This window comes from Vibrio campbellii CAIM 519 = NBRC 15631 = ATCC 25920 (assembly GCF_002163755.1).
Lineage (GTDB): Bacteria > Pseudomonadota > Gammaproteobacteria > Enterobacterales > Vibrionaceae > Vibrio > Vibrio campbellii.
Genome location: NZ_CP015863.1, coordinates 1,556,976 through 1,582,317, shown reverse-complemented (window position 1 = coordinate 1,582,317; position 25,342 = coordinate 1,556,976). Strand labels below are relative to the sequence as shown.

The window sequence follows — 25,342 nt, the reverse complement described above, 5'->3', positions numbered from 1 at the left end:
GATGTATCTCGTGCAATAACCAACCGACTAAGATGCATACAATCAGTACTACGCACCGATTAATCAGAGGCACTTTTCTCTCGATGATCATGGACAATCGTCAGTATCAGGTGTGGCACTGTTAACGCGAACAAAACGACAAACACTGTGGGTAACCACTTGTTACCATCAAAATCGTTTGGCAAGAAGAAAAAAAAGCACACAGCGATGATAGCTGCGCCAACCATAGGAATTGCAGATACCTTGACTAAAAAATACCAAGATAGCCTGTGTCTCCTCTTGATATCAAGAGTATGGAGTGGCCCGTGCAACCCACAAAAGTAAACGCAAAAATAGTACAAAACTGGTAGTGCATAACTCGTTAAACTCAAAACAACCAACCATGTTATAAGTTCTAAAGATATTTGGCGGAAATCGATGAGTAAAGCAGTTAAACTCAGCAGCCCCAAAATTGACATCGTTAAGACAATATTGCGAGTCGCATCGTGAGGAACGCCAAGTGCACTGAAATACATGGCAACGGAGTTAGGTTGGAATAACGCAGGCATTGCTAAAACGATAATTCCCACCAGTCGCCATCTCTTTGGTGCTATGTTCGTCCAGTCGCAACCGAAGTGGTAGGCAGCTAACGCCAGAAACAAACAAAGGCAAAAAGTTGGAAGCCACAACCAAGTGAACAGGCAGCACACTACTACCAAAAAATAGGCAATACATGCCGTCGCCAAAGTTACTTGCGAAGAACGCTTCTCTACCGTTAGCTTGTTCAACATGATGATATCTAACGCACCATGGGGCAAGCCAAATACCAGAATCGCAATGAGGGGGGTGAGGTCACTAAACGTAAATTCGGAAAAAAGCCCAGATAAGATGGCAGCACCTGAATAAACCGCTCCCAATTGAGTAGCAGATGGTTTTTCGTAAGATATCATCTCATCATTCCGATAGCGGCACTCAAAAACACGCGCTTAGGCATAGAATTTATGACACTGACAATATCGGCAACCGTGGCACGCTCTGTCATAAACCTTGAAAATTGCTCGGGCGAAGTACCTCTCGCCATACGGCTAAATATCTCTACAGCCATATCCGGTCGGTTACGCAGTACTTTCAAAAAAACTTTATCAAGCCAGTGGTATCGCCTTGGTGATTTGAAAGGTGTGACTGCACCACCTTTTATTATTTGTTGGGCAAAGTGTTCACTAGCACGTTGTATTGAAATGAAGGCGTAGCCTGTTGCCGCTCGTATGTTGTGACCGCGGATCCCAATGGATTGCCAACCTGAGTTACCAGGAGGTTTGTCATGCTGTGAAGTAGAAAGCGCAATATTCTCAGTTGCCATCGGAAGCACACCATGCTCCCACGAGACAATGTCTTCTGTAATCAATCCCATGTTACCGACGCTTGATAGAACCTTTTCCTCCAAGCACGTTTTAAACGGTAATTGAGAGGAAAACTGCGTTACTTCGATCAATGCATTATTCACATCAAAAGGCAGGACATAAATAAACTCTATGCCCTGCTCTATCGTTTTCATATCAACCATCAAATCAGCAACATTATCAGAAAATAACGGGCTAGAGCTGCTTACCCAAGCCCCTGAAAAACATTGAAGCATACCATCGGACATACTTTCAGAAGGCATGTGATGGCGGCTATCAAAACCAATTGTGGCCTCAACTAAATATCCGTCATAACAAGCCGTCACGCATCGATCGTTATGCCCTGTATTTGTGACATCGGCTCCGAACACCAAAGTTACGTTACTAGCGGCCTTAAATGTTTCAAGACAATGAGAAAAAAAGTCAACGGCCTTGATGCAAGAGTATCCCTGGTCACCGGTTGTTACAGCATGTATCGTGTCAGCGATTTTCCAAGAAGCCCAAGTTTTGCTAACGATAGGACGAAGGTACATTGGGATGTATTCACCCTCCCAAAAACACCATGTCTTGTTGTTATCGACGTCTCTTTCCTTTTCTAGCATCACAATGTGACCACGATATCCTTTTTTTAGGAGCGCCATTGCAAGTGAGCATGTTGATAACCCGATACCAAGCATAACAACGTCAGCTTTGAGTGTTACCATCAAATTCGCTCCTAAACTTTTTGTATTCGCTTAAAACAACCAAAGGCTGGTGAAGGCAAGTATCATGTCCTTCAGTCGCTTCGAGAGCACTGGTTGATAGAGCGGACATAGCAACGGCAACTTTGGAAAACGGCGTTACTACTGTTCGGCCTTTCCAGTACTGCAAGCCCCTTTTTCTAAGTTTGACTCCAATTTGCCGGTAAACAGACTCTGCAACAATGATTGCACGACGACTTGGTGGTGGAAGGAATTGATACCCTTGACGAGCACTACTGTAGTATTGGTCTGCAAGCGTCAACAGTCTCACTATCGCAGCACTTACTGTGGATCTCACAGAGTCCCGCTCATCCGAGGCAATGTCTTCAGGTGCAATCGGACACCACTGATAAGGTAAATACCGACGCCCCATTTCAGCATCTTCAAGGACGTCTCTGGCAATGTTTGTGAGTTGTAATGCTATCCCCAGATCAATGGCGTAAGGCATCCCTTTATTATCCGCTTTTAAAATCGGGCACATCATTAACCCTACCACGCCAGCAACTCGGTAAGCATATTGGATCAATTCGCATTCACTTTGGATCAGCACCGAGTCAATATCACTTTGCACGCCTCTCACCAAAGTAAAAGCGTGCATAACAGGAATATCGAGTTGAGATGAAAGCTGGAGGAAATCGTCGACAAACGGCTCATCAGACTTTCCCAACGAAAGCTGTCGCTGTACTTCCTCTAAACTTTCGAAAGCCAGCTGTTTATCAGCTGTACCGTCGGCAATATCATCAATACAACGGCAAAAGTAGTACAGCCTTGCGGCTTGCTCCACCTGTTGTTTACTGAGCAAAAAACTAGCAAATCTCCACGTTTTGCCATGATTCGACAAACACTTAAGAGCCGTATTTTCCATGGTTATCTCCAGACAAACGACTAGACAAATTCATACGCGGTTTCGCAGTGTCACTATTTGTCAAAAGGGTGCCGCTCGAACGCCCCCTAGCATGGTTTCCCGTAACTTCAGGGACAATTTTATCTAACACTTTTGCGGAACAAAGAACACCAGGGAGACCGGCTCCTGGATGGCTGCCCGCACCAACGACAAACAGATTTTTTAGCCCTTCTCCTCGGTTATGAAATCTAAAGTAAGCCGATTGTGTGAGAGTGGGCGCTATGGAAAATCCCGCTCCATTTATGCTGTTGTAATCGCACTGAAAGTCACTAGGTGTCATACAAAATTGTTCAACAATACAATCGCTCAAACCTGGCAATAGAGTTTCACTGAGTGCATTTACGATCTTATCGCTATACTTATTTTTTACCGTATCCCAATCAACATTGGACTCTAGGTTAGGTACTGGAGCAAGCACGTAGAAACTATCGCATCCCTCTGGAGCCATATTGGGGTCTGTCGCGGTTGGTCTATGGACATAAAGAGAAAAATCATCAGCTAGAACTTTATCGTGAAAAATGTCATTGAGTAAGCTTTCATAACGCTTCCCCAACCATATAGTGTGGTGAGCGACGTCCTCGTACTTTTGTGTCGTCCCGAAATACAGCACAAAAAGCCCCATCGAGAACTTGGCATGGCGTGACTTGAGTCTGGCCGACAGGGTTTGGTCCTTCTTAGCAATCATCCTTCGGTATAAAAAGGCTGGGTCAGCATTGGACACTAACACGTCGCAGGCCATGAGATCGCCATTAGATATCTCGATCCCGGACACTTTTCCATTTTTAGAAACAACACTTTTCACTTCAGTATTTAATTGAATATCTATACCGTTTTCGAGCATGAGTTTTTTCAGGCCGTTCACTAATGCACCCATCCCACCGATGGCAAAGTGCACTCCCCATTTTAATTCTAGGAAGTGAATGAGGTTATAAATACTTGTCGTATCGAAGGGGTTTCCGCCAACAAGCAAGGGCTGTATAGAAAATGCTTGTCTTAATTTCTCGTGCTCTAAATGCTCAGAAACCAATTGCCACACTGTTTTGTAACACCCCAAACGAATCAGGTTAGGTACTTGCCTAATCATTGATAGTGGATTGTCAAAAGGCTCATCCGAGAGCTGTGTAAAGCCAATGTCGAAAATAGATTCGGAGGTAGCCAAAAGATTTTGGTAACCAATTGCATCATTCGGAGAGATTTTTTTTATCTCTTCCAACGTGGCTTCAAGAGTGCCCCCATAATCGAATGTCGTATTATCGTGGAAATAAAAGCGGTACCAAGGTGTCACTGGTACAATCGAAACATACTGGCTAGTCTTTTTACCGAACAGGGCAAACAGTTCATCAATTAAAAAAGGTGCCGTGATGACGGTTGGACCTGCATCAAAAATGAAACCGTTGCGTTCGAACACCCTGGCACGCCCGCCCAGTTGATCCCCTTTGTCCACCAGAGTTACACTGTAACCTTTAGCGCAAAGTCTGAGCGCAGATGCAATACCGCCAAAACCTGCACCAATGACTATCGCTCTACCTGAGACTTCGGAATGATTATGAGCCACCACATTGCTTCCCCTGTGCCAAGAAAAGTAGTTTTCGTATCACGCCTTGTAGGCTCTCACTGTGCACAGTCGGCATCAATAACAAATCACGTTCACAGCTTTTGATTAAATAAACAGCCCGATCTTGAGTGAGCTTGATGGCATCTTCTGGCTTTCTGTCTAACAGATTTAAATTCAAAAGGTTTGGACGACCTCGTGTAGCATCTTCAACACTGTCTTTGATGTCATCTAATATTTGATATGCGATTGCCAGACTGGATGCCGCATGCCTAGCTGTTGGAATTTCATTCAACCTGCCACTGCTGATTAATGGTAATTCAAGCGACAGAGCGAGTAGCGGACCTGCCTTCTTTTCAGCAATGGATTCGTAGTTTTGGGGGCTTATGTGTTCTTTCGCCGTCAGGTCGGCATTTTGCCCTTCTACCGTGACCGAAACGGCATTTTGTGTAGCCTCGAGGAGCTGCGGCAAAACGTTCGGGGAAGAAATATTGGCCAGAATACCGAATGCTCTCGCTATCAGATAATCTCCGGTACATATGGCCACATTGGTCCCGAATTTAACCCAAACAGCACTCTGGCCACGCCTCAAAGAATCACCATCTTGTATGTCATCGTGTATGAGCGAAGCGTTGTGCAACAACTCAACGGCGGAGGCTAATCTCATGGCGTCTTCGTCATTGACTCCCAGACACAATGACATATCTAGGCAGACGCGCATTCTAATACGACTTCCACCTGTCATTAAATGATAATAAGCGGGTTGGTTGCCAGATACGGCGGACAAAAGGAACTCCTCGCAATCTTGGTAGGTATCCCTTTTTTGACTGGCTTTACTTCGAGAAGAACTGTTCATTGTCAACACCCTTCTAGTCGTTAGAGTAATTGCAGGTGAGGACCAGGGAGCAAAGCTCCCCGATCGTATGGGTATCAATCTCGAGTCTTATCCCTTGGCGTCCTGACTTTCCGAGGTCGCCGCGTACCAAATTAACAGGCCAAACGCTATTTTATTCACCACGTCGGCTAGGTTGTAAACTAAGTTCAGAGAAGCGTCATCAACCGCTCCCATCATGTACCCCAAAACATAACCGAGAGGATAAATCGCCCAACCAACAGTCACGATCCAACGCATAAGATTGTAAGCAAATTTCACTGAATCGCTAGCTTGGTGCTTCGCTGCTTTGCCTGCTTCACCGAGGAATATTTCGTACAGGATGTAGAACCACCCCAGCATGCCGATGACGAAGCCCACTGTAACGCTGATATAACCAACTTCACCCAAAAAGCCTGCAATTAGCATAACCAGAGTACCGACAAGAAGGCGCCAGAATATACCAGCGGAGGCTGCACCTATAGCACGAAGTATGAGGTAAAACTCAATCATCAGCAGTGGGACGGTAAGTAGCCAATCAATATAGCGGTAGACAGTTGGAGTTTCGCCTGTAGCGACCCAAACATCCCTCATATAGAAATAATGAACTGCGGCTATCAAAGTTACCAAAGCAGAAACGGTCAATGATGTCTTCCACTTCGCTGTTACTCCCTGAGTTTCCCACAAGAAGAAGACAGTTGAAGCCATCAAGGCCATCGAGATTAACCAGAAGGAAATACCAACAAAATCATTGGGTTGTAAATTGGCTGCCGCATTTGCTGCATTTGGGAAAACTGTAGCGGCTGCGACTAGTGGTATCTTGAAGTGCAAGTTATGCTGACGATTCCATTTAAGGAGCGGTATAAAATTTTTAACCAGATTTTCCATAATAGTCTCACTTGTTGCAGTTGGTTTTGCGAGGACCACACGTTTAAAACTATCTCGCTTCTCAAAGTTGGTTACGAAAAAATTACTTTGAATGATCAATAAGTAATGCTCAAAAAAATAATAGTTGACATAATCACGATGTCCAGAGGAGACTTTGAAATTACAAGAACTAACAAATGGAAACGTCGTTCGAACCTTCTAGGCCATCAATACCTGCAATGTCCCAATCAAAAAACCGCTTGAATAAGGGATGATTGAAACTCTAAAGGTCAAATTTCAAAAAAACTAGTAATTAAAAGTGCAAACTAAAAGTTATTAATATGTTAATCATAAATATAGAGCTTTAATTGATTAACCTTAAAACTTAATATGTAGAAAAAATAAAATACAAATAAATCATTAACATACTAAGCCAAATACATAAATAAAATTTGCTATAACATTCAATTTAATTTAGTGTGTAAAAACAACGAGATTGAGAAAGGAAAAATCGAGATAACAATTAAAACAAATATCTTGTAAAAAAGTTCAAAGATAAAAACAACTAAATAAGACATCAATCTATCGAAAGATCTCAACCATTCGATGTGTAACGTATCCATTTATTGGAATAAAAATTAAAAATACAACAGGCTTAAAGTGAAAAAAATAAATACTATTACGCTTTTAATAGCGTTAGCAACTAACAGCTCCTTTTCTTTGGCAGACCCGAATGAAATGTCGATGATGAATGGCTCTCATGAGCATAAATTTAAAGCAAATGGAGAGCTTTCAGGGCAAGCGGATATTTTGCTAAACATGGCCTTAAATAGCATGTCCCCTACCCAACTGAATAGCCTAGCAACAAACTATTTGAAACAAGTAGAAGATATTGATGTGTCAGGCCCAAACTATGATGAGGAACGCACTAAAAATGACGCTGTAAAACAAGAAGTAGCAGAGTCTATTTTTTACTTATTAAAACATCAGCACGTTTCCAACCCAAGATTCATACCAACAAGTAATGGTATTACCGGATGGTGTCTTAAAGACCCTAAATCAGGCTGTAATGGTCCTATTAGCCCTTTCGGGACAAATGCTCGCATTGATGAAAGTAAAGCACCGAATGGTGGATATTCCCTTATTGTTGGAAAACCCAATACTGAAGCTACTATCACAACATTATTACAGACGGTTCCAGGGCATACTTACACTCTATCCTTCGAAATGACAGGGGAATTCGTAAAATATCCCGGCCTTTCTTATACCTACCAGCCTGTAAACTCTGTGGTCAACGTCGGTGGTGAGACTGTGTTTTTAAACAAACAGCATCCTCTTTTTAAAACAGAGTTTTGGATTAGAGGAAATCTTGGTTACTCATATGCACCTTGGGACAACCGAGAAAATGGTCGAGACCACTGGGAAAAAGTTGAATTACAGTTTGTTGCATCTCAGCAGCAAACATCGCTCAGTTTTACTAGCGAAGCACTAACAAGCGATGGAGCTCAAACTTCACCGTTAATGCTGTCGAATGTTATGGTTTTCGATGACGTCACTGCCGACAAAGGAGTGAGTGATGGCAAAGTCGCCTTGATTGCCTCTTCTGGTGTCGCAATTTTGGGCTCAGCGGCAACCGCTGTATACCTTGCAAAGAAAGGGGTTATAAACAATGTCTTTAACAATCTTGGTTATACTTCAACCTCTGTTGGTCCAGGCACTGAGACAATGCACCTAACACGAGCACTTGATGATATGTATGAAATTGTGCAGGGGAACGGTGGGCAACAGGTTCTGGAGAATTATTTAACGTTCCCGACTCGTGAGTATGCTGAAGAATATTTCAGAAATGCGGTAACACCAACCGATTTAAATTACATGGCTCAGATGGGTTTCCGCAATGTAGAAACTGGTATGCCAGCGGACCAACTCACATTCGAGGAAAGTGCTGAGTATATTACAAAGATCGTTTCTAAAACTGCGCCAATAGAAGAACAAACAGTTATAAAGTTTGACTCTCAAGTACAAGCCGCAAACTTCGCAAGACAATTGGATTCATATCTTCTTAGAGAAGAAACAGCGGAACCTGGCATCCATCAATATGTCAGTAGCATTAGTGTGATGATTGGAAAAGAAGAAGCGAATGCGGTGATAGCAGAACACGAGTCTGTGATAATTTTACACAGTGCTTCTGAGTTCGAATTTGGTTCGGCTGGTCAAATGGGAATTGGTGAATTTGTATCTCGTTTCGCTATCTCAAACGGATTTGATCAATATATTGTTGATAGTCTGCCTTTTATATACAATTCTTCTATATTAGCGGGTATTGGTTGGAGCTCTATTCCCGAGGATGTAAGCTTTTTAGCATCTAGTGTTATTCACAATTCATACCAACCGGGAATGACAGTAGAAGAATTTTCATCGGCGGCTTTAGAAGCTTTAGAATTGGCTGGCGTTATCGCAGCATTATAATTTTTAACTAAGGTAGTCAGTGCCAAAAGTAAAGTTCTAGGTTTATTGCTTTTGCAAAGACTAAAAAGCTCGCTTCATTGGATGAGCGAGCTTTTTATTTCTTAACAATAGCTAATATAGTACCCATCGATAATTGGCACTATATCATCAGTCCAATAACAAAATAGTCACGTTAACTCTTAAAGACTACAAGCTGATGTTGGTTTAGCGCCATTCCTTATTTCATTTCGCGATAAAACGCGCTTTTTAAACAAATTAAACTTTATTCTTTCCTTGCGATGTGCGGTAAAACTAACTTGTAACTGAGCCTCTTCACCAAGAGCTAAACCGTCGTTTTCACTCATGTATTGGTACCATGAATTATTCTCTAGATCATTAAAGTTTTCTGGTATCTGACCTAAATAGCTAACATCTGCAGTAGTGATATGAGGCCATGCCGCCAACTGTTCTTCAAACAACGGAGTACACGATTCACAAGGAAGTTGGTTCACAAACACAGTTAAACTTCCCCCCGATTCGAGGTCTCCACTGAGAATATCTTTTTCGATTTTTCTCATTGCTTTTATTTCAGCATCATTTGCCCTTGCATAAGATGAAGCTCTAAAATAACGACCGCCACTATGATACTCCTCTTCTGTAATCTTTCCCGTCACGAGGCGCTCATTAACCCTCATTTCAGCCTCAATTTTTTGGGTAAAGTCAACATTATGACCTTGTAAGCCCGGAGTTGGTGTCTCACCACTAAAAGAGTGATATATTCGAGTAGCACGTTCTCCATTTGGCATTGTGTAATGATATTCAAATCGTGCAATCGACTTTGAGCCGACTCTCTGGACACCTCGCTCTACATCACTTTTTTTAAAGTTGGCCGGAGATACAATGCCAATATATGCCTGACCATAAGAGTCAACAATTCTATCTACAGTGTCATTAAGTAATGTAGTGGCTACACTCTCAGAGTCAGTAACCCTGGAAACATTGACATCGGCAGAAAAAACGGAAGCAGAGAAGATAGCAAGCGGCAGCGCTATTATTTTTGTTTTATTATTCATTGTTTTTTCCTTAATCTATCTCACAATATTCAGTTATAAATGCCTCTTGGCTCGCGGCAACCTCTTCATCTTCCCAGAGACCTTCCGCTCCTAACTCAGCAGCTTCACTAGTAGTAAAGAAGTCAAACGAACTCAACCCCTCCATCGCCACCGCTAATGGTAAAAGCGTATTAAGCAAATTAGTTAAGAAGCTTTTTTGCTGACTGGTGTGGGAATATTTTGGCGTTATCGCTTGAGAGAACTCTTGCGTATACCAAGTCCAAAGTGCTTTGTCTGTCATATCAACAAAACACTGATTTCGTGTATTCTGTGAGCCTCGGTATTCAAAGTCTGAATTACAAGGGAAGTCAATGTAACCCACACGATCAACAAGTGCTGCCGAAAGGCGTGCTAATCGATACTGTGTTTTGAGATATTTACGGTTATGCTTATATGGATTAATAACAGAATTAATAGAACCGTTTAATACCGTTATTAAGTACTCTTTATCACTTTCCGATATCTGATTTAATCGATAAGTATCATTCAAAAATCTATCAATGACATCGGTATAAATCCCATTTCTTCTCCAACTAGATTCTTCGATTATATGACTCTTATCTCGCACAATTTGAACTGCTAACGCAAACTTTGAAACTAGTGCATGTACATTAAAACTATAATAGTCATCTTCAGCTGAGAAAATACTCCACGCTTTGTGATAAATATCAGGATCAACTTGAGCTTTCACGACATTTGCTCTAACAGCTAACGGGTCGTTGTGGTAGAAAAAGCTGCCTGGGACAGAGACACCACCCGGATTAAGTTGAACTTCGGAAAACTCGATTTTTGGCCTCGCTTTAGTGTAACCGGCTTCCTTGGTAAACAAACTCAGGGAAACAGTTTCAGACGGTTCTGCATCATAATGGCTTTTAAAGTCTCCCCAGGCTTGTTGCCAAGTAATGTCATTAAGTAACCACTCTGAACTGTAGTCGATATTAGAGTAGTCTGAATCTGGCTGTAGCAGAAATATATCTTTTACATATTCAGCGGTATACCTCTTTGCCGTATCGTTGTGGTGAAGTGCCTTTATAAACGTATCAGCTTGTACAGCAAATGTACTCGATGGGTAGGGCGCTATTGCCATGATTGCCAATAGCGATGTTTTCTTTATCATTCTTTCTTTTCCTTCTGATATTATTTCAAATGCATTGCACATGAAAAACAAATATCACACTCACAAAACTATATGTTTATAACAAACAGTCGATTTTTTGTAATTATCACTGACAAGAATAATTTAAGTAATTATTTTCAACGATTACTTTTCAACTAAAATAACAGTGATAAAACAATCAAAAAAATCATTGCCATAATGTATTTTATAATTACAAGTTCGTAATTTTAGTCCTATACTTAAGTATTATTTTTAATCCAGCATACTAAACCTAACGACTACTAAAAAATTAGTCAGATATAACCTTAGCGAGCCACTCAAATGCGTACATTTTCTTTAGAGATCTATCAAGCACCGCTCAATGCGATCATCACTGGTAAAAAAAAAGTTGAGATCAGAACCAATAACAGTTACGAAAGTGTCGCCTATGACAAGCTTAAAGCAGGCGATCAAATCGCTTTTCAAGTCATATCTGGTCCTCCTTTTGTAGGCTTAGAGATCATAAAGCCGGATGCACTAACCGTCGAAGTACTGGATGTCCGTCACTATAAAAACCCGAGAGAGCTTTTGGTTAGCGAAGGGCTAGAGGTACTCTCTACTTTGTGCTCCACGTTAGATGAGGGTGTAGAATTACTCTTTAGCTTTCATGAATATAGAGAGATGATCCCCATTCATGGAATTTTTGCCATTGAAATACGTGTGCTCGACAGTATGCAGACTCAAAACATTTAAAGCCCCCTTTTGGGGACTTTAAATGTTAAGCAAAGTGACTCCCTACAAATCTAGCTCGCTCATTTCAACAATGCCATCGATACTACGGGCATCAAGGGCTGAAATTATGTAGATAAGTCGAACAGGCTGCGCATCACCTGCAAACCTCAACGCTAATTTATTCTTCGAGGCGCGTTCTGCCTCTTCAATCACGACATATGTACTGTTAGCGATCACCAATTTCAGCCGGTTTCCTTCGTGTTGGATGACAACTTGGTCACGATCAAAGTCAGATAAGTCAATAAACGAAGCATGGCTGTTATCGTTGATGAACACTTGTTTGTAGCTACCAATAGCATCATTTATGTCGTAACCATTACTGCGACCTGATGTCGAAAGAACAATAGCATCTGTCCCTTCGAGTTTGACCACTTCAATCAGCTCACCACGAGTAGGCTCCGAAATGAGTGACCAAGCATCACCAGTCCTAAACACATCTTGGTAGCTTCCTAGCGAGATACTCCCTTGTTGATCATCGGATTGAATCAGCTCATTGGTTTCTGGTACGAAGAACAGTTCACGCACTACAGGGCCTTCCACCGAGCCAATCCAAATCGCTTGTCCTGATTTGCCAAGACGAATCTCTTTGCCCGTTTCGACCACAAGCCAGCGATCACTGTTTTTGCCTAGGTGAATCACGGCCCCCGTTTCAAAACGTTCTGATAAAGTGTTTAGCATCCCCTCGTTCTCTATCAGCCAATGTTCACTGACTTCAACAAGCTTTGGCGGTTCATTCGCCGTCAACTCAAACACCAACCCGCTCTCTGTTTCTGCTCGATAACCGTCATGACTCACATAAACATCCGTCAAAGCCTCGCCAATAAAGTCAAACTCAACAGGCTCAGTCAGTTGTCCGTCGGCAATGAATCGGAAGTCCGGTGTAAAGTTATACATTTGTTCTAAAGAGAAAGAAGGCTGAGCATATAACTTGCCTGTCATTGGCTCAAACAACCAAACAGATTGGTCGTCTTTCTTACCAACCAGTTTTAGTTGCTTATCGCTCCATTGGTTTGCTATTAAAACAAACTGCTCACTTGACGGCAGATACCACGCTTTTAGAGCTTTACCATCAAAATCTGACAATCCAAAAATCATAAGCTGATGTTTGGTGCCGTTAAATTTGGTCACCAACGTATCTTGCCAGTTGTACTGATACTGCTCCATCCATTGCTGGTTAATTGCGATCAGGCTTTTCGTACCTTCAGGCGTTAACACATGAATTTCGCCATTGTCACTCGCGATATAGACATGCTCGTGGGCAGTAACCTTGTCACCTTCTTTTAGAGTCACGTTTTTAATTCGTCCCTCTTTTTGAAGGTAAATAGATTTTTCTTTCTCACTATAGAAATACGCGACATCCTCATCGATAAGCAGCAGCTTGAGCTCTTCCATAGCAGGTAACGTGCTCACGACTGTTGCCTTTTCTTTACCAACAATGCTCCATACTGGCGTTTCACCCTCAACGGCAACTTCAACGGTATCAGCCAATTGTGTTGGCATTTTCTCGTAAGCCGAAAGATCAAATGGTGCAAATTCGCTCGAGCTCATGGAATCCGAGATTAAGCGTCTGTGATCCGAATCGACTGGCGCAACAAGAGCTTGGTACAACCGCTCATTGCCATGAATGTCTGTCAGCATTAACCCGCCTTCCGTTAAACGGTACAGGTATTTAATTTGCGACTGATCAGGCATATGATACGTGGCAGCAACATGAACAACGTTCGCCTCCGTCCAAGCATTGAAGCTGACAGAGATAGAAGGCCTAGACGGCTGGAATAACGTGTAAAAGCCCGTCATCTCGCCAGTGGCAATATCAACTTTCCATAATAAGCCATACTGCTGATTAAACAGCCAAGCTTCATCACTGGTTGCCGTTAGCAATTGCGCTTGCTGCGAGAGTTCGACAGAAACATCGCGGCTCACTATCACACGATCATTATTAATGTCGTAATAAGCGGTGCCAAGAGGTTCTCCGGCTTCTTCATAATTATTGATAACAACATAATCACCAAGAAGCTGATGCTTTTCAGCTAACGCTTCAAGGTGCTCAATAACATGAGAGCTGCTCTCTTCTTTTTGAGCGTCTGTTGCGATCAACGACAGTGTTAAGTCTTCCACTTGCCAGATTTCACCTTGGTCTGTAAACACTTCGACAACTGACTGGCTCAACGAGGAGATATCAAGGGTAACGGTTCCAATTTTCAACACACCATTCGTCACTTCAGGTGTGGCTCCCTTAATAGCTCTCGCGTCAACTACCCACTTGATCGATGCTGCAGAGTCTTCTGAAAGCACGAATTTCGCGTGCGGCTGTACAATCAATTCTTGTTTACCCGATTCAGCACTCAGATGGTAAGTCAGCTTTCTCAAGCCAAGCTCTTTAATCTCTGGCGTGACAGCAATACGCTCCATAGCCCCCAGCTTTACGGATACCGTGTGCGGAACGAACTGCTCTCGCATAGTGCGTATGACATATTCCGATGGGAAAACGTAAAAGTCGAAGTCGAAATCAAGATGCGTTTCAAGCGATCTTAATATACTGAATCCTTGGTCGTTCCTAGTGGTCGAGCCTGGTAGGATTTCATAGTCATAATCGATGTACGACTTGCCTGTTGCGGGCAGCACTAATGTGGAGCTGTGGGCATCGATACCAACGAACGAGCCATAGCCTAGGCGCTCTCTTAGCGGTAAAGCCTTAGACTTGTCTCTCAATGCTTTTGGTAGATCGCCCGCCCAAAAGAAGTAGTTTAACCAACCGGACCCGGTTTTACCGTGCTTGGAAGAGTAAAGGGCTTGGCTACCAAGCTCTAATTGCCCGCTTGATAAATCAATTTGGTTAATGACCGCGCCAGGAATTGGCAACAAAACGTTCTTCTCAGAATCATAACGGTATCCACCTTCACGGTAAGCATTGTCGACTTGATAGAAGTAGTGCCCTACTTGTTGCGCATCCATTGCAATATCACCAAATGCTTCTGCTAATGCAGTAAAGCCAACCGCTAAACCACCGACGATGGCTCCAGCTTCTCCCAGTACTAAAGCAGTCGTAGAAGCTCCCGCAATACCAGCGCCCAAAGCGGCCCCGCCGATCGCAGTGCCGACCGCATTGAAACCAAGCTGAGTACCGAAAATTGCTTGTTGTTGAGCATTTTGCGCATGGGCCAATTCATAAGCGCTCAAACTGACATTCACAGCACCAAATACCAATCCAACGCCCTGGTTCGCAATACCTGATAAACTGTTTACTGTGGCGTTAACAAGCTCAGCGTCGGTCGCTACTGCAACCTTAAATAAATTCACCATGTGCTGAGCATCCATCAGAAGGCCGTGGGAGATTTGTCCTGCCATAACGTAACTGTGAATCTCCAACGCTTTCTGTAAGGCACTGGTTTTCTCGCCCGAGATTTGGCCTCTTTTTTCGTTTTGAAACCAAGTGATAACCGACTGAACCGCAAAACCCGCATTCAAACCATCGAATCCTTGCACGTCTTCAAATTCAAAGGTTCGAACACGTTGGCCAGTACGAAGATCAAAGCGAGCCTTCACGTTTGCATATTGCTCATGAAGATACTCACTCACTTGGACCAACTCTCGCCCTTGAATTTGTACCCTTTGTTCCATTGCCCCATCTGGTGAAACAAAAGTGATAGCGGAATAACCGGGAGATGATTCCTCGATGCTCCCTATCACTGGTAACCACTCCTCTGGCAATCGATACTGAGTTCTCGCACGTTCTACAGCATTAGATAAAAGGCTCGCATGCTCATAAGCTTTGACTTTAGTTAGATTCATTCTCAGAGCGAGATCCTGTTGTGCTTTACTCTCTGAGTTTTCTAAAACGATAATGGATTCATCATCGTCAATCGTCATGATAGATGCATCATCATCAATAGTGACTATGGAATCCTCGTCGCTCAAAGTAACGATAGAATCTCCATCTCCCACCGGGCTAAGCGGCTCTGAAGAAGAGAGGTCGAAAACCTGCTGGCCGGGTAAAATTTCTACTAGAGACATTTTGGATGTATCAATCGCTAGCACGTTGAATTCAGGGTTAGCTTTGGTCCCCAGTGATAGATAGAACTCCGCCATCTCATAAACCACAAAATGTGCTTCTAACGCTTTTTTGAGAGATTTCAACGAAGAAAATTCAACAACGGCAAAGTTAGGATCGTAGAAATAAAAACGCTTATGTCCCATATCATTGATCGCAGCAACACCAACAGAATGTGTACTCGTATTGACCGCTAGTGAGACCTGTCCTTGCTCCGAAAGACCACGTTCTACAGCCGCTATAATGCCCGCAATGTCGAGTTGACCGATCATTTGGCTGCTCTCTCTCGCTTCATAATTAGAGTGCAGATTGCGAAGTGCATCTAATAAGAAATGGCTTTCCGCATCATGTGGGTTTGCCGCACCGATAAACAGCTTGTCAGAAAAGTTTCGGATGGACTCTGTACCCCGAGACATCGCAACAGACATCGCGCGCACCAGAGGGTAACAACGCCCACTGCCATCACCCATCAGCGTCAGTACAAACCCTTGAGGTAGGCTCGCGACAACTCGGCCACCTAAACGAGACATTTCTTGATTAAACTTAGCGGTAAAATCTAAGTTCTTCGTGATATTCTCTTTTGTAATCTGATTGCTGATTCGCCTAATTAGCGCTCCTTGCTGCCGAGCATCGAGATCATTAGATCCCAATAGCAATAGCTGCTTTTGCGTCAGAGTCATTGAATCGTCGTAATCAGGAAGCCAGATCGCTTCAAAATTATTGTACCCGTCCTCGTAAGCGGCTTTTTTACTGCCTGATAGATCTTTTATTGCTCTCTCTTTTACCAAGAAACGTTGGTGTATTTGGCCCTTATCAAAATTGCCAGTCCTTAGGCTGTTGTCTGTAACAATGAGCTGCCCTAGGCCACTTTCTGACTTTTGTTGTACATTTAGCCACATCTGATCGACCTGCTCAGACAAGGTAATCAGTGATTGAGCATTGTTGTCTAGCTCCAACAAGCTGGCACGCAGTAACGATAGCTTCTTCATCGATTGTGCGTTATTTGAGTTACCGGGTAGTTTTAACTTGGCGAGCTCAGCAATTCTTTGTCTAGCAAGCGATTTTCTCTGCGCTGAGATCTTCTTATTCAGTTGAGTTCTCAGCTCATTCCACCGCTTTAAGCTTGAGTGCGTTTCTAACACTTTCGCTTCCATTGGGTCATAAGGTAGGTCTTCAATCTGAGCCGTAGACAAACCAAACCTTTTTGCCAGCTCAAGTACCTCTTTCTGCAGGCTTGTACGATTTTGCTCAAACAGTTGAGTTAAGTTTTCACCGACTGGCATAAAAGGCACCGCCGTTGTGGAGCCCGTACGGCGAACCTCTAAGTCACTAAAACTATTGAATGACTGCTTCTGTACGACGCTTTGCCAACCTTTATCATTATAAACAAAGAAGGTAACATCGAGTCCTTTATCAAACTTGGTCACATCTCCAACGCGATACCCTGAACTTAAATCTCGCAATGCAACAACATTATCGTACAGAGCGTAGGCGTGCGAACGCTTGTCAAAGTATATGCGATAGTGATCAGCGTCTTGATCGACCACAACAATCGTTCCTCCATTGTTGGAGGCCGCCACTAAAACCTGGCCGACTCTGGCAGACTTAGCAACATCGACAAACGAAGGCATATTGTCCATCAAAGGTTCGCCAATCACTCTTAACTTGTTACTTCGCGATATTTCCTTACTTTCAAAACCTAATTGGAATCCATCTGTGCCAGACTGCATCATTGGCTTGCCTTTGTGCGCTGAGTACTCGCCGATAAGTGGCGTAACGTCTAACGTATGGGCTTTAAGGAAACCTTGTGGATCACGTATAAAATCTGAAGCCGCACTCGTTGAGTCCATTTGCTCCGACTTATAATCAAAAGCAGGATCAAGAAGAGGAATGCGCGCAGGATCATAACCATGAGCACTGAGAGCCTCAGGTAACAAGATTGCTAGGCTCTCCCCGCCAAATAGGTTTTCAAGAATCGCATCGGTAGCAACAACCGCTCTTGCACCACCGTGGCTGGAAAAAGCGAAGCGAGAACTTTCTGAATAATTTCGACCTTTAGCAAGTGAAACCATTCCCAATGGAGTGTGTTCGACCCAAGCTTGTTCCGGAATACGTTGCGCTAAAAAGTCGATGACTCGTTGAGCATTCTTGATGTCCGCGCCCTCAAGATACAACACAGCTTGGTCCGTCAATGAGCCAAAATATGCTGGCGCCATAATTTTCGCCTGCCTAACAACATCTGCGACTTCACCAGAGTACAAATGGCCGAAAGCGCTAATCACTTGTGGTAAGTACTCTTTGGTAAAATTGAGGGTAATTCGAGACGTGAAAAGAGACTGCGATTCAGGCTCAGAATAAAACGTTTCCGGAATAAAACGGGCAGAAGTCGCGCTGCTGATAAAACTTGATTTGGAAACCTCTGAGATTGAACGTTCACTAAATCCCTGAACGTTGATCATGAGATCGGAAGAAGACGCATCGAGATGGTGCAACATTTGATAGACAGCCTCACTCTCCTCCACATTCAGAGGCACCAAGACTGGAGGTTTCGTTGAAGAGTAAGCATCGTAAAAGTCTTGATGTACGTTCGACTTCAACAATATGTATTGCTGGCGAGCTTTAACCGTCCAATGTCCTTCTTTACTCAATGTTGATTTGATATCCGATACCAGCCGCCTGTTTGCTGGACTGTTTAAGATTGAATCTCGCGTCCTACGCATAGCGCTTAGGAAGGCGTTAAAACCAGCTTGATACTGCCTTTCCTCGAAAGTCAGGGACGAATAAACTGAGTTTGATATATGGATATCATTCCCTTCTTCGCTAGATAGCGAGTAAGGGCTAATGAAAGCCGAAGCCAATGCTGTCGTTAATAGTTTTTTTCTCATAATAATTAGTTTTATAAAATGCAACTGAATTTATATAACTAACAAACTATTTGCAGCTATTCAATAAATTTAAGAAATATTCAAATATATTAGAAGTTTCAAATTAACAATGTCACGACAACAAGTGATAGATAAAATAAATATAAGAAGAGATGTGAAATATCATGACAATTTAATTATAAAGCGGCAATACCATTGATTGCCGCCTATATTTTTATTTTGAGAGCATATCGTTAATGCTTTCAGGCATGTCAATCAGCCATTGGTTACCATGTTTTTGAAGGATGATAACTTCATTAACCGTGATGAGCCGCCCTAACACCCGGTCCTTTCTTTGAACATTAATATACTTCTTGTCGTCGAGTTCAAATTCATTGATGATGCGGAGGGATTCAAAGTTGAGGGTGTTTTTCCCACCCACCTTTTTCACTAGGCTCAAAAGTTTATTCATAAATTCATCATTAGACATTAACGTAATATCAAAAAGAGAGGTATCCACACCAAAAGCGATATTTTTCAGTATGATGATATTTTCGTTGTTATTCTCAAGGCCATCGATAATGATCGATTTAAGTTTCGCTATACCATTTGGGTGATAAAAGCTGGCAGATTGGTCGAAACCCACTTTACTTATAAAGTCAAAATAGTACTGAACAAACAGAGTAGAATTTTCTGGCAATTCTAGTTCTCCATCAACCACCACTCTTACGTCTTCTAGGAAAGAGAACTTTGTGCTGTACGGTGTAAAAGCAATTGCACCGTCGTCTAGCCAGTTTTTGTACACCCACGTTGATTCATCAAAGCAGTGTTCAGAGATATTTTCTAACGGCGCTCTATCCCCTATTGTTGTGTTATGAATCTTCTCTCCCCGGCCATCCGTTTTGTAGGTGTATAACAAGACACCAGATTGACCATAACCTTCACTTTTATCGATCTCACTAAATCTATTTTGAATACAAACTCTGTTAATATGGCTCAAGGACATAGGAAGCTCAGCGCTAGACTCAGCGCGCTGCTCTAGATAGCCTTCGGAGAAATCATAAAAATCAAAAACAGGTGCTTGATATAAATTTGGCTGTTCTAAAACGGTAGGCAGCCCTGTTTTTACTGAGGGAGTAATAGAGAACGTCTGGCTACAGACTGGGGATGATATAATTAATGCTGCTAGGATACTGTATTTATTCATTTAATCCTCCTTTTAGGGAAGGTGGATTATCTTTTTTATCGCTCACCTTTCAAGGAATAAATCCTAAAATAGAATTGAATATATATAGTTGTGATTGCGTTCAAGAATAAGCATAGTAATTAAATATAAAACGATTTAAAGATAAAAAAGACTATAGCGAATAAAAATAATAGAATGCCAACTTCAGTAACCACTACATTACCTTTTAGATAACCTAGCTCATCATTAAAATATCATACTCATATTATTTTAATTTGAAGCCTTACTACACAAACCGACACAAATAGAAATAAAACACTTATATCTATTAAATTAATAAATTTCTTGTTAAAAAATAGCACCAACAAAATGGTGCTATTTTTTAATTATTTGGATAGCTTTCTCTAAATAATTACTTTAATTCAATCCAGGCTTTGCGCTGAGCTTTGTCCATGTACGACCAAGCCATAAAACGGCTGACTTTTTGCCCTTGGCTCATTTCCACTATTCGGATCGCTTTTACACCCAACTTTTCGAGCTGTTTACGCATCGGACGAACATTGTCTTTCTTTGAGATTAACGTGGTAAACCAAAGCACTTGCGCACTGAATGCTTGGCTTTCGTTCGCCATTTTGCGGATGAATGCAGCTTCACCACCTTCACACCATAGCTCAGCATTTTGCCCACCAAAGTTAAGCGCTGGTTTATTGGCTTTTACTTGCGGCGTTTTCGCTTGATGAGCTTGAACCTTCACGCCCTTTTTACGCTGATTCGCTTTTAAATTATCCAGCTTACGCTGACTACCCATCGCCGCCTCTTCAGCAGAACGATGGAATGGCGGGTTACAAGTCGTAATATCGTAGCGATCGTTTGGCTCGATTATACCGCGGTAAATATTGGACTCACTAGTTTGTTGTCTCAGTTCGATCTTACCGTTTAACGAGGCATTACGCTCTGTGATTGCTCGTGCTGATTCAATCGATTTCGGATCAACATCGCTACCCGTGTAATGCCATCCGTATTGAGTCACACCTACGATTGGGTAAATACAGTTTGCTCCAACACCGACATCAAGCGCTCGCACTTTATGGTGCGCATACTTGCCTTTTACTTCACCATCAAGCAACTCCGCTACACGATGAACGTAATCCGCGCGCCCTGGAATTGGCGGGCACAAGTAAGTATCAGGGATATCCCAATATTCAATATCATAGTGCGCCGCCAGCAATGCTTTATTGAGCATCTTGACGGCCTTTGGATCGGAGAAGTTGATTGAGTCTTCCCCTTTCGGATTCTTTATCACAAATGATTTGAGCTGCGGCTCTGCTGCGATCAGTTTTTTGAAATCATAACGGCCGCGATGTGCATTACGCTCATACAATCCACTTTTAGCAGTTTTGATCACTTCCACATCGCTGCTTTTGTTAGCGGCGTTAGTTTTCAGACCTGTGCTTTTTGCAGCTTTTGCTGTCGGTTTGTTTTTCACACGCTTTGGTTTGATCTTGGTGACTTCTTTGCTCGGATTAGACTTCGCCGTTTTTGTCTGAGCTTGTTTCGCGTTGTGATTATTGGTCTTCATTCGAATTCGCTTTTAAATCGAGGTAAATCATAAACAGACGAGCATCAAATTCGAGTTGGTGATACTCAGGTTCCATATAACAGCACAGTTGGTAAAAGGCTTTGTCGTGGTTTTTCTCACGCGTGTGTGCCAACTCATGCACCACCAGCATGCGCAATAACGCTTCAGGTGCATCTTTAAACACGTTCGCAATCCGAATCTCATTTTTCGATTTCAGCTTGCCACCATGGTTACGACTTATCACGCTATGCAAACCAAGCGCATTGTTGACCGCGTGAATTTTCTTATCGTAGACCACTTTGCTAATTGGCGCGGCTTTCTTCATGTAGCGATTTTTGATCGCTATTGCGTATTCGTAGAGTGCCTTTTCGCTCTTGATTTGGTGTCTATCTGGGTAGCGTTTTTCGAACCAAGGCACCAGTTTACCACTGTCGACGAGTGAACTGACTTGCTCGACAATGTTCTGCGGATAACCTTGAATATATCGAAGTGACGGATGCATGCGTATTAAGTCTGTTATGACAAAAGAAAGGCGCTAAATATACCTGATATGAGCAAGACTTTCATCTTAGGTTTCTCAAGCTTTCCTTTGTTGCGAAACCTCGCTAAACTTCGCCTCCCGACGATAATGGAGAGAAATTGAATGAAACGTGTCGTTCTTTACGTCAAAGACAACTGCCCACACTGCAAAGATGCTCAACGTTATCTTGATTCGAAAAATATTACCTACCGCTTGTGCAACGCAAAAATGCAACGCGGACGCAAGGAGCTCGACGCACTGGGTGCTCGCTCTCTACCTGTACTCAAGATTGGTGATCGAGTCATGATTGGCTGGAACCCAAAGAACTTTGAGAAAATGTACAGCAACTAAGGGACGTATTTAGCAGGCAGACCAAGCGTAACCTGTACTAAATATCCAAGTAGAGTTTGTAACAATAACCTTACAAAGCTGAACATTTCAACTCAAACATACCGCTTAACAAAATCAATAAAAGTACGGTCGGAAATGGATAAATAGCCTTGTTTTCGCCACGCGAGTGCAAGGTCGAGCTTAACGCTTGGTTCAAATGGAATACCCACCACACCCTGTTCATGTTGTGTCACCAGTTCAAGAAGCGCAGTAATAGCAAATTCTTGTTTAACGATACTCAGAATGAGCGGCAGCAAGTTGGTTTCAAATGAGGACTTCATTGTAAAGCCATGCCCTTCGCTGACGTGGTCTAAGAATTCTCGGTGGAAGTAGCCATGTTGGAACATCACCAAATCATGCTCGAAAAACTGATCAAATGTGATGGCACTGCGCTGAGCTAAGTCATGTTCCGGAGCCACGACGGCAACCATTTGGCTAGTAAACAGATGATCCGTTTCTAAGTCGTCTGGTACATCGTCACAGCTGATCACGCCAATATCGAGCTGTCCATTAAGTAACATTCGGCGGATAGACTGAGTGCCCGCCTCCACCAGCGTCAGCTTTAAATCTGGATACTGGCTCTTAAACGCCATGACAATTCGGGGAAAGAAGTAGCTGCCCATCATTGAAGGCGTACCAAGGCGCACTTCCCCTTTGGCTAAACCTTTGAGTTCATCAATCGCTAGCTGCGCATCGTGTAACTGCTGAATTACTCGCTTAGCGTGAACCAACAAGGTTTCCCCTTCTTTGGTTAAGCTGATTTTCTTTTCTTCTCGGCGAAACAGCGTCACACCAAGAGACTGTTCGAACTTCTTAATTGAAATGCTTAACGCTGGCTGAGCAATGTGCAAAGCCTTGGCTGCATGAGTAATGTTGCCGTGTTCCGCGACCGCCAAAAAGTGTTTGAGTTGTTTCGATTCCATTAGATCAAAAATATATACCAACCATATTTTTAATATATTTTTTCAATCCAAAACTAACTGATAGATTGGTCACAGTTTCTTTATATTTGCTCGCTCGCATTAGGCAGGACTCATGGTCAGTTTTGGCACTCCGGAATACAAACGCATTACGCTATCTCTGGCACTCGGCTCGTTTTTGGTTTTCTCGAACCTATATCTCCTTCAGCCGATGCTACCAAGCTTTGTGACGCACTTTCAGATCTCGGAAACGCAGGTCAACTGGCTATTCGCTGCCACCACACTGGCTCTCTCCTTTAGCTTGGTTCCGATGGCTGTGCTCTCCGAATCGATTGGCCGCAAACCCGTAATGATGTTTGGTCTGTTCTCAATCCCTGCAATTTCCGCTTTAATGTTGTTTGGCGATTCGTTTTTATTCTTGGTGGTTTGTCGCGCTTTGATCGGTATTGCGCTTGCTGCGTTTGCTGCTGTCGCCGTTGCTTATATGTCGGAAGAGCTAGATAAACACGCATTTTCAATGGCGATCGGTACTTATATCGCAGCCAACTCATTGGGAGGGATCGCAGGACGTATCAGCGGAGGTTTGCTGGCAGATAACTTCAGCATCGATGTCGCCATCGAAGTTATGATGCTATTCACCCTTATCGGTGTGGTCAGCGTGCATTACTTGCTACCAAAACAGAAAAACTTTACCCCTTCTTCGAGCAGTTTAAGGCACCACAATAAAGCTATTATCGGACACTTCAAAAATCAACGTGTGTGGTTCGCCATGCTGATTGGCGGTTTGAACTTTGCGTTGTTCGTTAATCTTTATTCGGTAATGGGATTCCGCTTGGTCAGTGCGCCGCATAATGTGCCTGTTGGGTTAGCTTCTCTCATCTTTGTTTGCTACCTGGGTGGTACGTTTTCTTCCCGTTGTGCCGGACATTGGAGTAAACGCTTTTCACCGATACTTGGCATGTTTTTAGGTTCTATCGTCAGTATGGCTGGCATGTGGATCGCGGTGATTGAAAGCATCCCTGCGATGTTGACAGGTTTGTTATTGATCAGCTTCGGCGCGTTCTTCACTCACACGCTTGCTTACGGCTGGGTTGGACAAAACGCAACACAAGCAAAAGCGACGGCGACCGCATTGTATCTCGTGCATTACTACATTGGCGGCAGTTTAGGTGGGTTCCTATTGCTCTATTGCTGGCAAAACGGCGGTTGGTCGAGTGTACTCATCGGCGGCAGTACACTGTACATCGCCATGTTCGCTGCTATCGCATTCTTAAAACACATCGCAGAGCGAATCGACGCTGGCGACAACGCAGACATGACGGCTTAACAAAACGTTAAGCCCTATTGATTTTATGTTGTGGCGTTGGTCTGCTATGCTTGCGCCACATTCATAAAAGCAAGAAAGTCGTATGCCAACGCGCTCAACACAAGAATCATCAAACACCGATATTAATGCGATCACAGAGCAAGTCGATCAATGGCTCAATGAGGTCGTGATCGGGTTAAATCTTTGCCCGTTCGCCGCTAAGCCACAGCGCAATAAACAAATCAAAATCTTCGTGAGTGAAGCATCGCAAGAAGAAGCACTACTTGAAGACATTTTGCTGCAGCTGATCGAACTCAGTAATACCGAGCCAGAAAAACTAGAGACAACCTTAGTTGTGGTTCCCAACATGCTGCAAGATTTCTGGGATTACAACTTCTTCATTGATTGGGTTGAAGGCTTGATCAAACAGCAAGGTTGGGAAGGCATTTTCCAAGTTGCCACCTTCCATCCTGATTACTGCTTTGGCGGTGCAGAACCAGAAGATGATGAAAACCTGACGAATCGCTCTCCATACCCAGTATTTCATCTGATCCGTGAGGAGAGCATGGAAAAGGTACTTAAGCACTACCCTGATCCAGAGTCCATTCCAGATACCAATATTGCACGTGTTTCAGCGCTTTCAGAGGAAGAACGTAAGAAGCTCTTCCCTTACCTATTTCGCTAAGACTCCCCAAGAGACAGAATTCTAACCAGTTAGAATGGGATCGCTTGGGCATTAAAGTTCGGTTTGATATGATTGCGACT

18 protein-coding genes are annotated in these 25,342 nt (G+C 43.1%); 5 read left to right on the top strand and 13 right to left on the bottom strand.

The annotated features are described in order from the left end of the window. Positions 1-59: 59 nt before the first annotated feature. The 6 genes from A8140_RS07430 to A8140_RS07405 form a co-directional block, all read right to left on the bottom strand. The gene (locus tag A8140_RS07430) at positions 60-929 is read right to left on the bottom strand and encodes a Brp/Blh family beta-carotene 15,15'-dioxygenase (protein ID WP_005528252.1); all 870 of its coding nucleotides are present in this window, start codon (positions 927-929) and stop codon (positions 60-62) included. After that, on the bottom strand, positions 926-2,083 hold the full coding sequence (locus A8140_RS07425) for a lycopene cyclase family protein (protein ID WP_005528249.1): 1,158 nt from the start codon (positions 2,081-2,083) through the stop codon (positions 926-928). The genes A8140_RS07430 and A8140_RS07425 overlap by 4 nt, the downstream gene beginning before the upstream one ends. After that, a complete protein-coding gene (locus tag A8140_RS07420) occupies positions 2,064-2,984 on the bottom strand; it encodes a phytoene/squalene synthase family protein (RefSeq protein WP_005528247.1) in 921 nt (306 codons plus the stop codon). The genes A8140_RS07425 and A8140_RS07420 overlap by 20 nt, the downstream gene beginning before the upstream one ends. Next, positions 2,965-4,578 carry a phytoene desaturase family protein gene (crtI, locus tag A8140_RS07415; RefSeq protein WP_005528245.1) on the bottom strand — a complete coding sequence of 538 codons (1,614 nt, stop codon included), beginning with the start codon at positions 4,576-4,578 and terminating at the stop codon, positions 2,965-2,967. Before crtI ends, A8140_RS07420 begins: the two co-directional genes overlap by 20 nt. After that, on the bottom strand, positions 4,568-5,431 hold the full coding sequence (locus A8140_RS07410; RefSeq protein WP_005528244.1) for a polyprenyl synthetase family protein: 864 nt from the start codon (positions 5,429-5,431) through the stop codon (positions 4,568-4,570). The genes crtI and A8140_RS07410 overlap by 11 nt, the downstream gene beginning before the upstream one ends. Positions 5,432-5,518: 87 nt before the next feature. Continuing rightward, positions 5,519-6,334 carry a bacteriorhodopsin-like gene (locus tag A8140_RS07405; RefSeq protein WP_227740718.1) on the bottom strand — a complete coding sequence of 272 codons (816 nt, stop codon included), beginning with the start codon at positions 6,332-6,334 and terminating at the stop codon, positions 5,519-5,521. Between the two features lie 639 nt (positions 6,335-6,973). Here A8140_RS07405 and A8140_RS07400 point away from each other — a divergent pair. Further along, positions 6,974-8,782 (top strand): carbohydrate binding domain-containing protein, encoded by a 1,809-nt coding sequence (locus A8140_RS07400; RefSeq protein ID WP_227740717.1) that lies wholly within the window; start codon positions 6,974-6,976, stop codon positions 8,780-8,782. 179 nt (positions 8,783-8,961) lie between these two features. Here the strand turns inward: A8140_RS07400 and A8140_RS07395 are convergent, their stop codons facing one another. Both A8140_RS07395 and A8140_RS07390 read right to left on the bottom strand, forming a co-directional pair. Next, a complete protein-coding gene (locus tag A8140_RS07395; protein ID WP_005528238.1) occupies positions 8,962-9,834 on the bottom strand; it encodes a hypothetical protein in 873 nt (290 codons plus the stop codon). A 10-nt stretch (positions 9,835-9,844) separates the two neighbouring features. Further along, entirely contained in the window at positions 9,845-10,990 is a 1,146-nt protein-coding gene (locus tag A8140_RS07390; protein ID WP_005528236.1) for a hypothetical protein, read from the bottom strand. Between the two features lie 321 nt (positions 10,991-11,311). Between A8140_RS07390 and A8140_RS07385 the strand changes: the two genes are divergently transcribed. After that, on the top strand, positions 11,312-11,722 hold the full coding sequence (locus A8140_RS07385) for an ASCH domain-containing protein (RefSeq protein WP_005528234.1): 411 nt from the start codon (positions 11,312-11,314) through the stop codon (positions 11,720-11,722). 42 nt (positions 11,723-11,764) lie between these two features. Here A8140_RS07385 and A8140_RS07380 read toward each other — a convergent pair whose 3' ends face one another. The 4 genes from A8140_RS07380 to A8140_RS07365 all read right to left on the bottom strand — a co-directional run bounded on the left by A8140_RS07380 (position 11,765) and on the right by A8140_RS07365 (position 21,943). Beyond that, the gene (locus A8140_RS07380) at positions 11,765-18,532 is read right to left on the bottom strand and encodes a TcdA/TcdB pore-forming domain-containing protein (RefSeq protein ID WP_032999838.1); all 6,768 of its coding nucleotides are present in this window, start codon (positions 18,530-18,532) and stop codon (positions 11,765-11,767) included. A gap of 379 nt (positions 18,533-18,911) precedes the next feature. Continuing rightward, complete coding sequence (locus A8140_RS07375) at positions 18,912-19,883, bottom strand: hypothetical protein (RefSeq protein ID WP_005528226.1); 972 nt, start codon at positions 19,881-19,883, stop codon at positions 18,912-18,914. Between the two features lie 391 nt (positions 19,884-20,274). Further along, positions 20,275-21,441: a 23S rRNA (adenine(1618)-N(6))-methyltransferase RlmF gene (gene rlmF, locus A8140_RS07370; RefSeq protein ID WP_005528225.1), complete on the bottom strand. Its 1,167-nt coding sequence runs from the start codon at positions 21,439-21,441 to the stop codon at positions 20,275-20,277. Continuing rightward, the gene (locus tag A8140_RS07365) at positions 21,428-21,943 is read right to left on the bottom strand and encodes a M48 metallopeptidase family protein (protein WP_005528224.1); all 516 of its coding nucleotides are present in this window, start codon (positions 21,941-21,943) and stop codon (positions 21,428-21,430) included. The genes rlmF and A8140_RS07365 overlap by 14 nt, the downstream gene beginning before the upstream one ends. A 141-nt stretch (positions 21,944-22,084) precedes the next feature. On the opposite strand from A8140_RS07365, the gene A8140_RS07360 reads away from it, so the two are divergent. After that, positions 22,085-22,312, top strand: coding sequence for a glutaredoxin family protein (locus A8140_RS07360; protein ID WP_005528223.1), 228 nt, complete (start codon positions 22,085-22,087; stop codon positions 22,310-22,312). Positions 22,313-22,404: 92 nt separating this feature from the next. Here A8140_RS07360 and A8140_RS07355 read toward each other — a convergent pair whose 3' ends face one another. Continuing rightward, a complete protein-coding gene (locus A8140_RS07355) occupies positions 22,405-23,274 on the bottom strand; it encodes a LysR family transcriptional regulator (protein WP_005528222.1) in 870 nt (289 codons plus the stop codon). Positions 23,275-23,386: 112 nt separating this feature from the next. Between A8140_RS07355 and A8140_RS07350 the strand changes: the two genes are divergently transcribed. Together A8140_RS07350 and A8140_RS07345 are read left to right on the top strand one after the other, a co-directional pair. Further along, positions 23,387-24,598 (top strand): MFS transporter, encoded by a 1,212-nt coding sequence (locus A8140_RS07350; protein WP_005528221.1) that lies wholly within the window; start codon positions 23,387-23,389, stop codon positions 24,596-24,598. An 82-nt stretch (positions 24,599-24,680) separates the two neighbouring features. Further along, on the top strand, positions 24,681-25,262 hold the full coding sequence (locus A8140_RS07345; protein ID WP_005528220.1) for a DUF1415 domain-containing protein: 582 nt from the start codon (positions 24,681-24,683) through the stop codon (positions 25,260-25,262). Positions 25,263-25,342: the final 80 nt, after the last annotated feature.

Bases quoted from the DNA above. Each gene is read 5' to 3' on its own strand.
- A8140_RS07365 (WP_005528224.1), bottom strand. From the start codon at position 21,943: ATGCATCCGTCACTTCGATATATTCAAGGTTATCCGCAGAACATTGTC.
- A8140_RS07405 (WP_227740718.1), bottom strand. From the start codon at position 6,334: ATGGAAAATCTGGTTAAAAATTTTATACCGCTCCTTAAATGGAATCGT.
- A8140_RS07380 (WP_032999838.1), bottom strand. From the start codon at position 18,532: ATGCGTAGGACGCGAGATTCAATCTTAAACAGTCCAGCAAACAGGCGG.
- A8140_RS07430 (WP_005528252.1), bottom strand. From the start codon at position 929: ATGATATCTTACGAAAAACCATCTGCTACTCAATTGGGAGCGGTTTAT.
- A8140_RS07355 (WP_005528222.1), bottom strand. From the start codon at position 23,274: ATGGAATCGAAACAACTCAAACACTTTTTGGCGGTCGCGGAACACGGC.
- A8140_RS07385 (WP_005528234.1), top strand. From the start codon at position 11,312: ATGCGTACATTTTCTTTAGAGATCTATCAAGCACCGCTCAATGCGATC.
- A8140_RS07395 (WP_005528238.1), bottom strand. From the start codon at position 9,834: ATGAATAATAAAACAAAAATAATAGCGCTGCCGCTTGCTATCTTCTCT.
- rlmF (WP_005528225.1), bottom strand. From the start codon at position 21,441: ATGAAGACCAATAATCACAACGCGAAACAAGCTCAGACAAAAACGGCG.
- A8140_RS07410 (WP_005528244.1), bottom strand. From the start codon at position 5,431: ATGAACAGTTCTTCTCGAAGTAAAGCCAGTCAAAAAAGGGATACCTAC.
- A8140_RS07360 (WP_005528223.1), top strand. From the start codon at position 22,085: ATGAAACGTGTCGTTCTTTACGTCAAAGACAACTGCCCACACTGCAAA.
- A8140_RS07375 (WP_005528226.1), bottom strand. From the start codon at position 19,883: ATGAATAAATACAGTATCCTAGCAGCATTAATTATATCATCCCCAGTC.
- A8140_RS07390 (WP_005528236.1), bottom strand. From the start codon at position 10,990: ATGATAAAGAAAACATCGCTATTGGCAATCATGGCAATAGCGCCCTAC.
- A8140_RS07420 (WP_005528247.1), bottom strand. From the start codon at position 2,984: ATGGAAAATACGGCTCTTAAGTGTTTGTCGAATCATGGCAAAACGTGG.
- A8140_RS07425 (WP_005528249.1), bottom strand. From the start codon at position 2,083: ATGGTAACACTCAAAGCTGACGTTGTTATGCTTGGTATCGGGTTATCA.
- A8140_RS07345 (WP_005528220.1), top strand. From the start codon at position 24,681: ATGCCAACGCGCTCAACACAAGAATCATCAAACACCGATATTAATGCG.
- A8140_RS07350 (WP_005528221.1), top strand. From the start codon at position 23,387: ATGGTCAGTTTTGGCACTCCGGAATACAAACGCATTACGCTATCTCTG.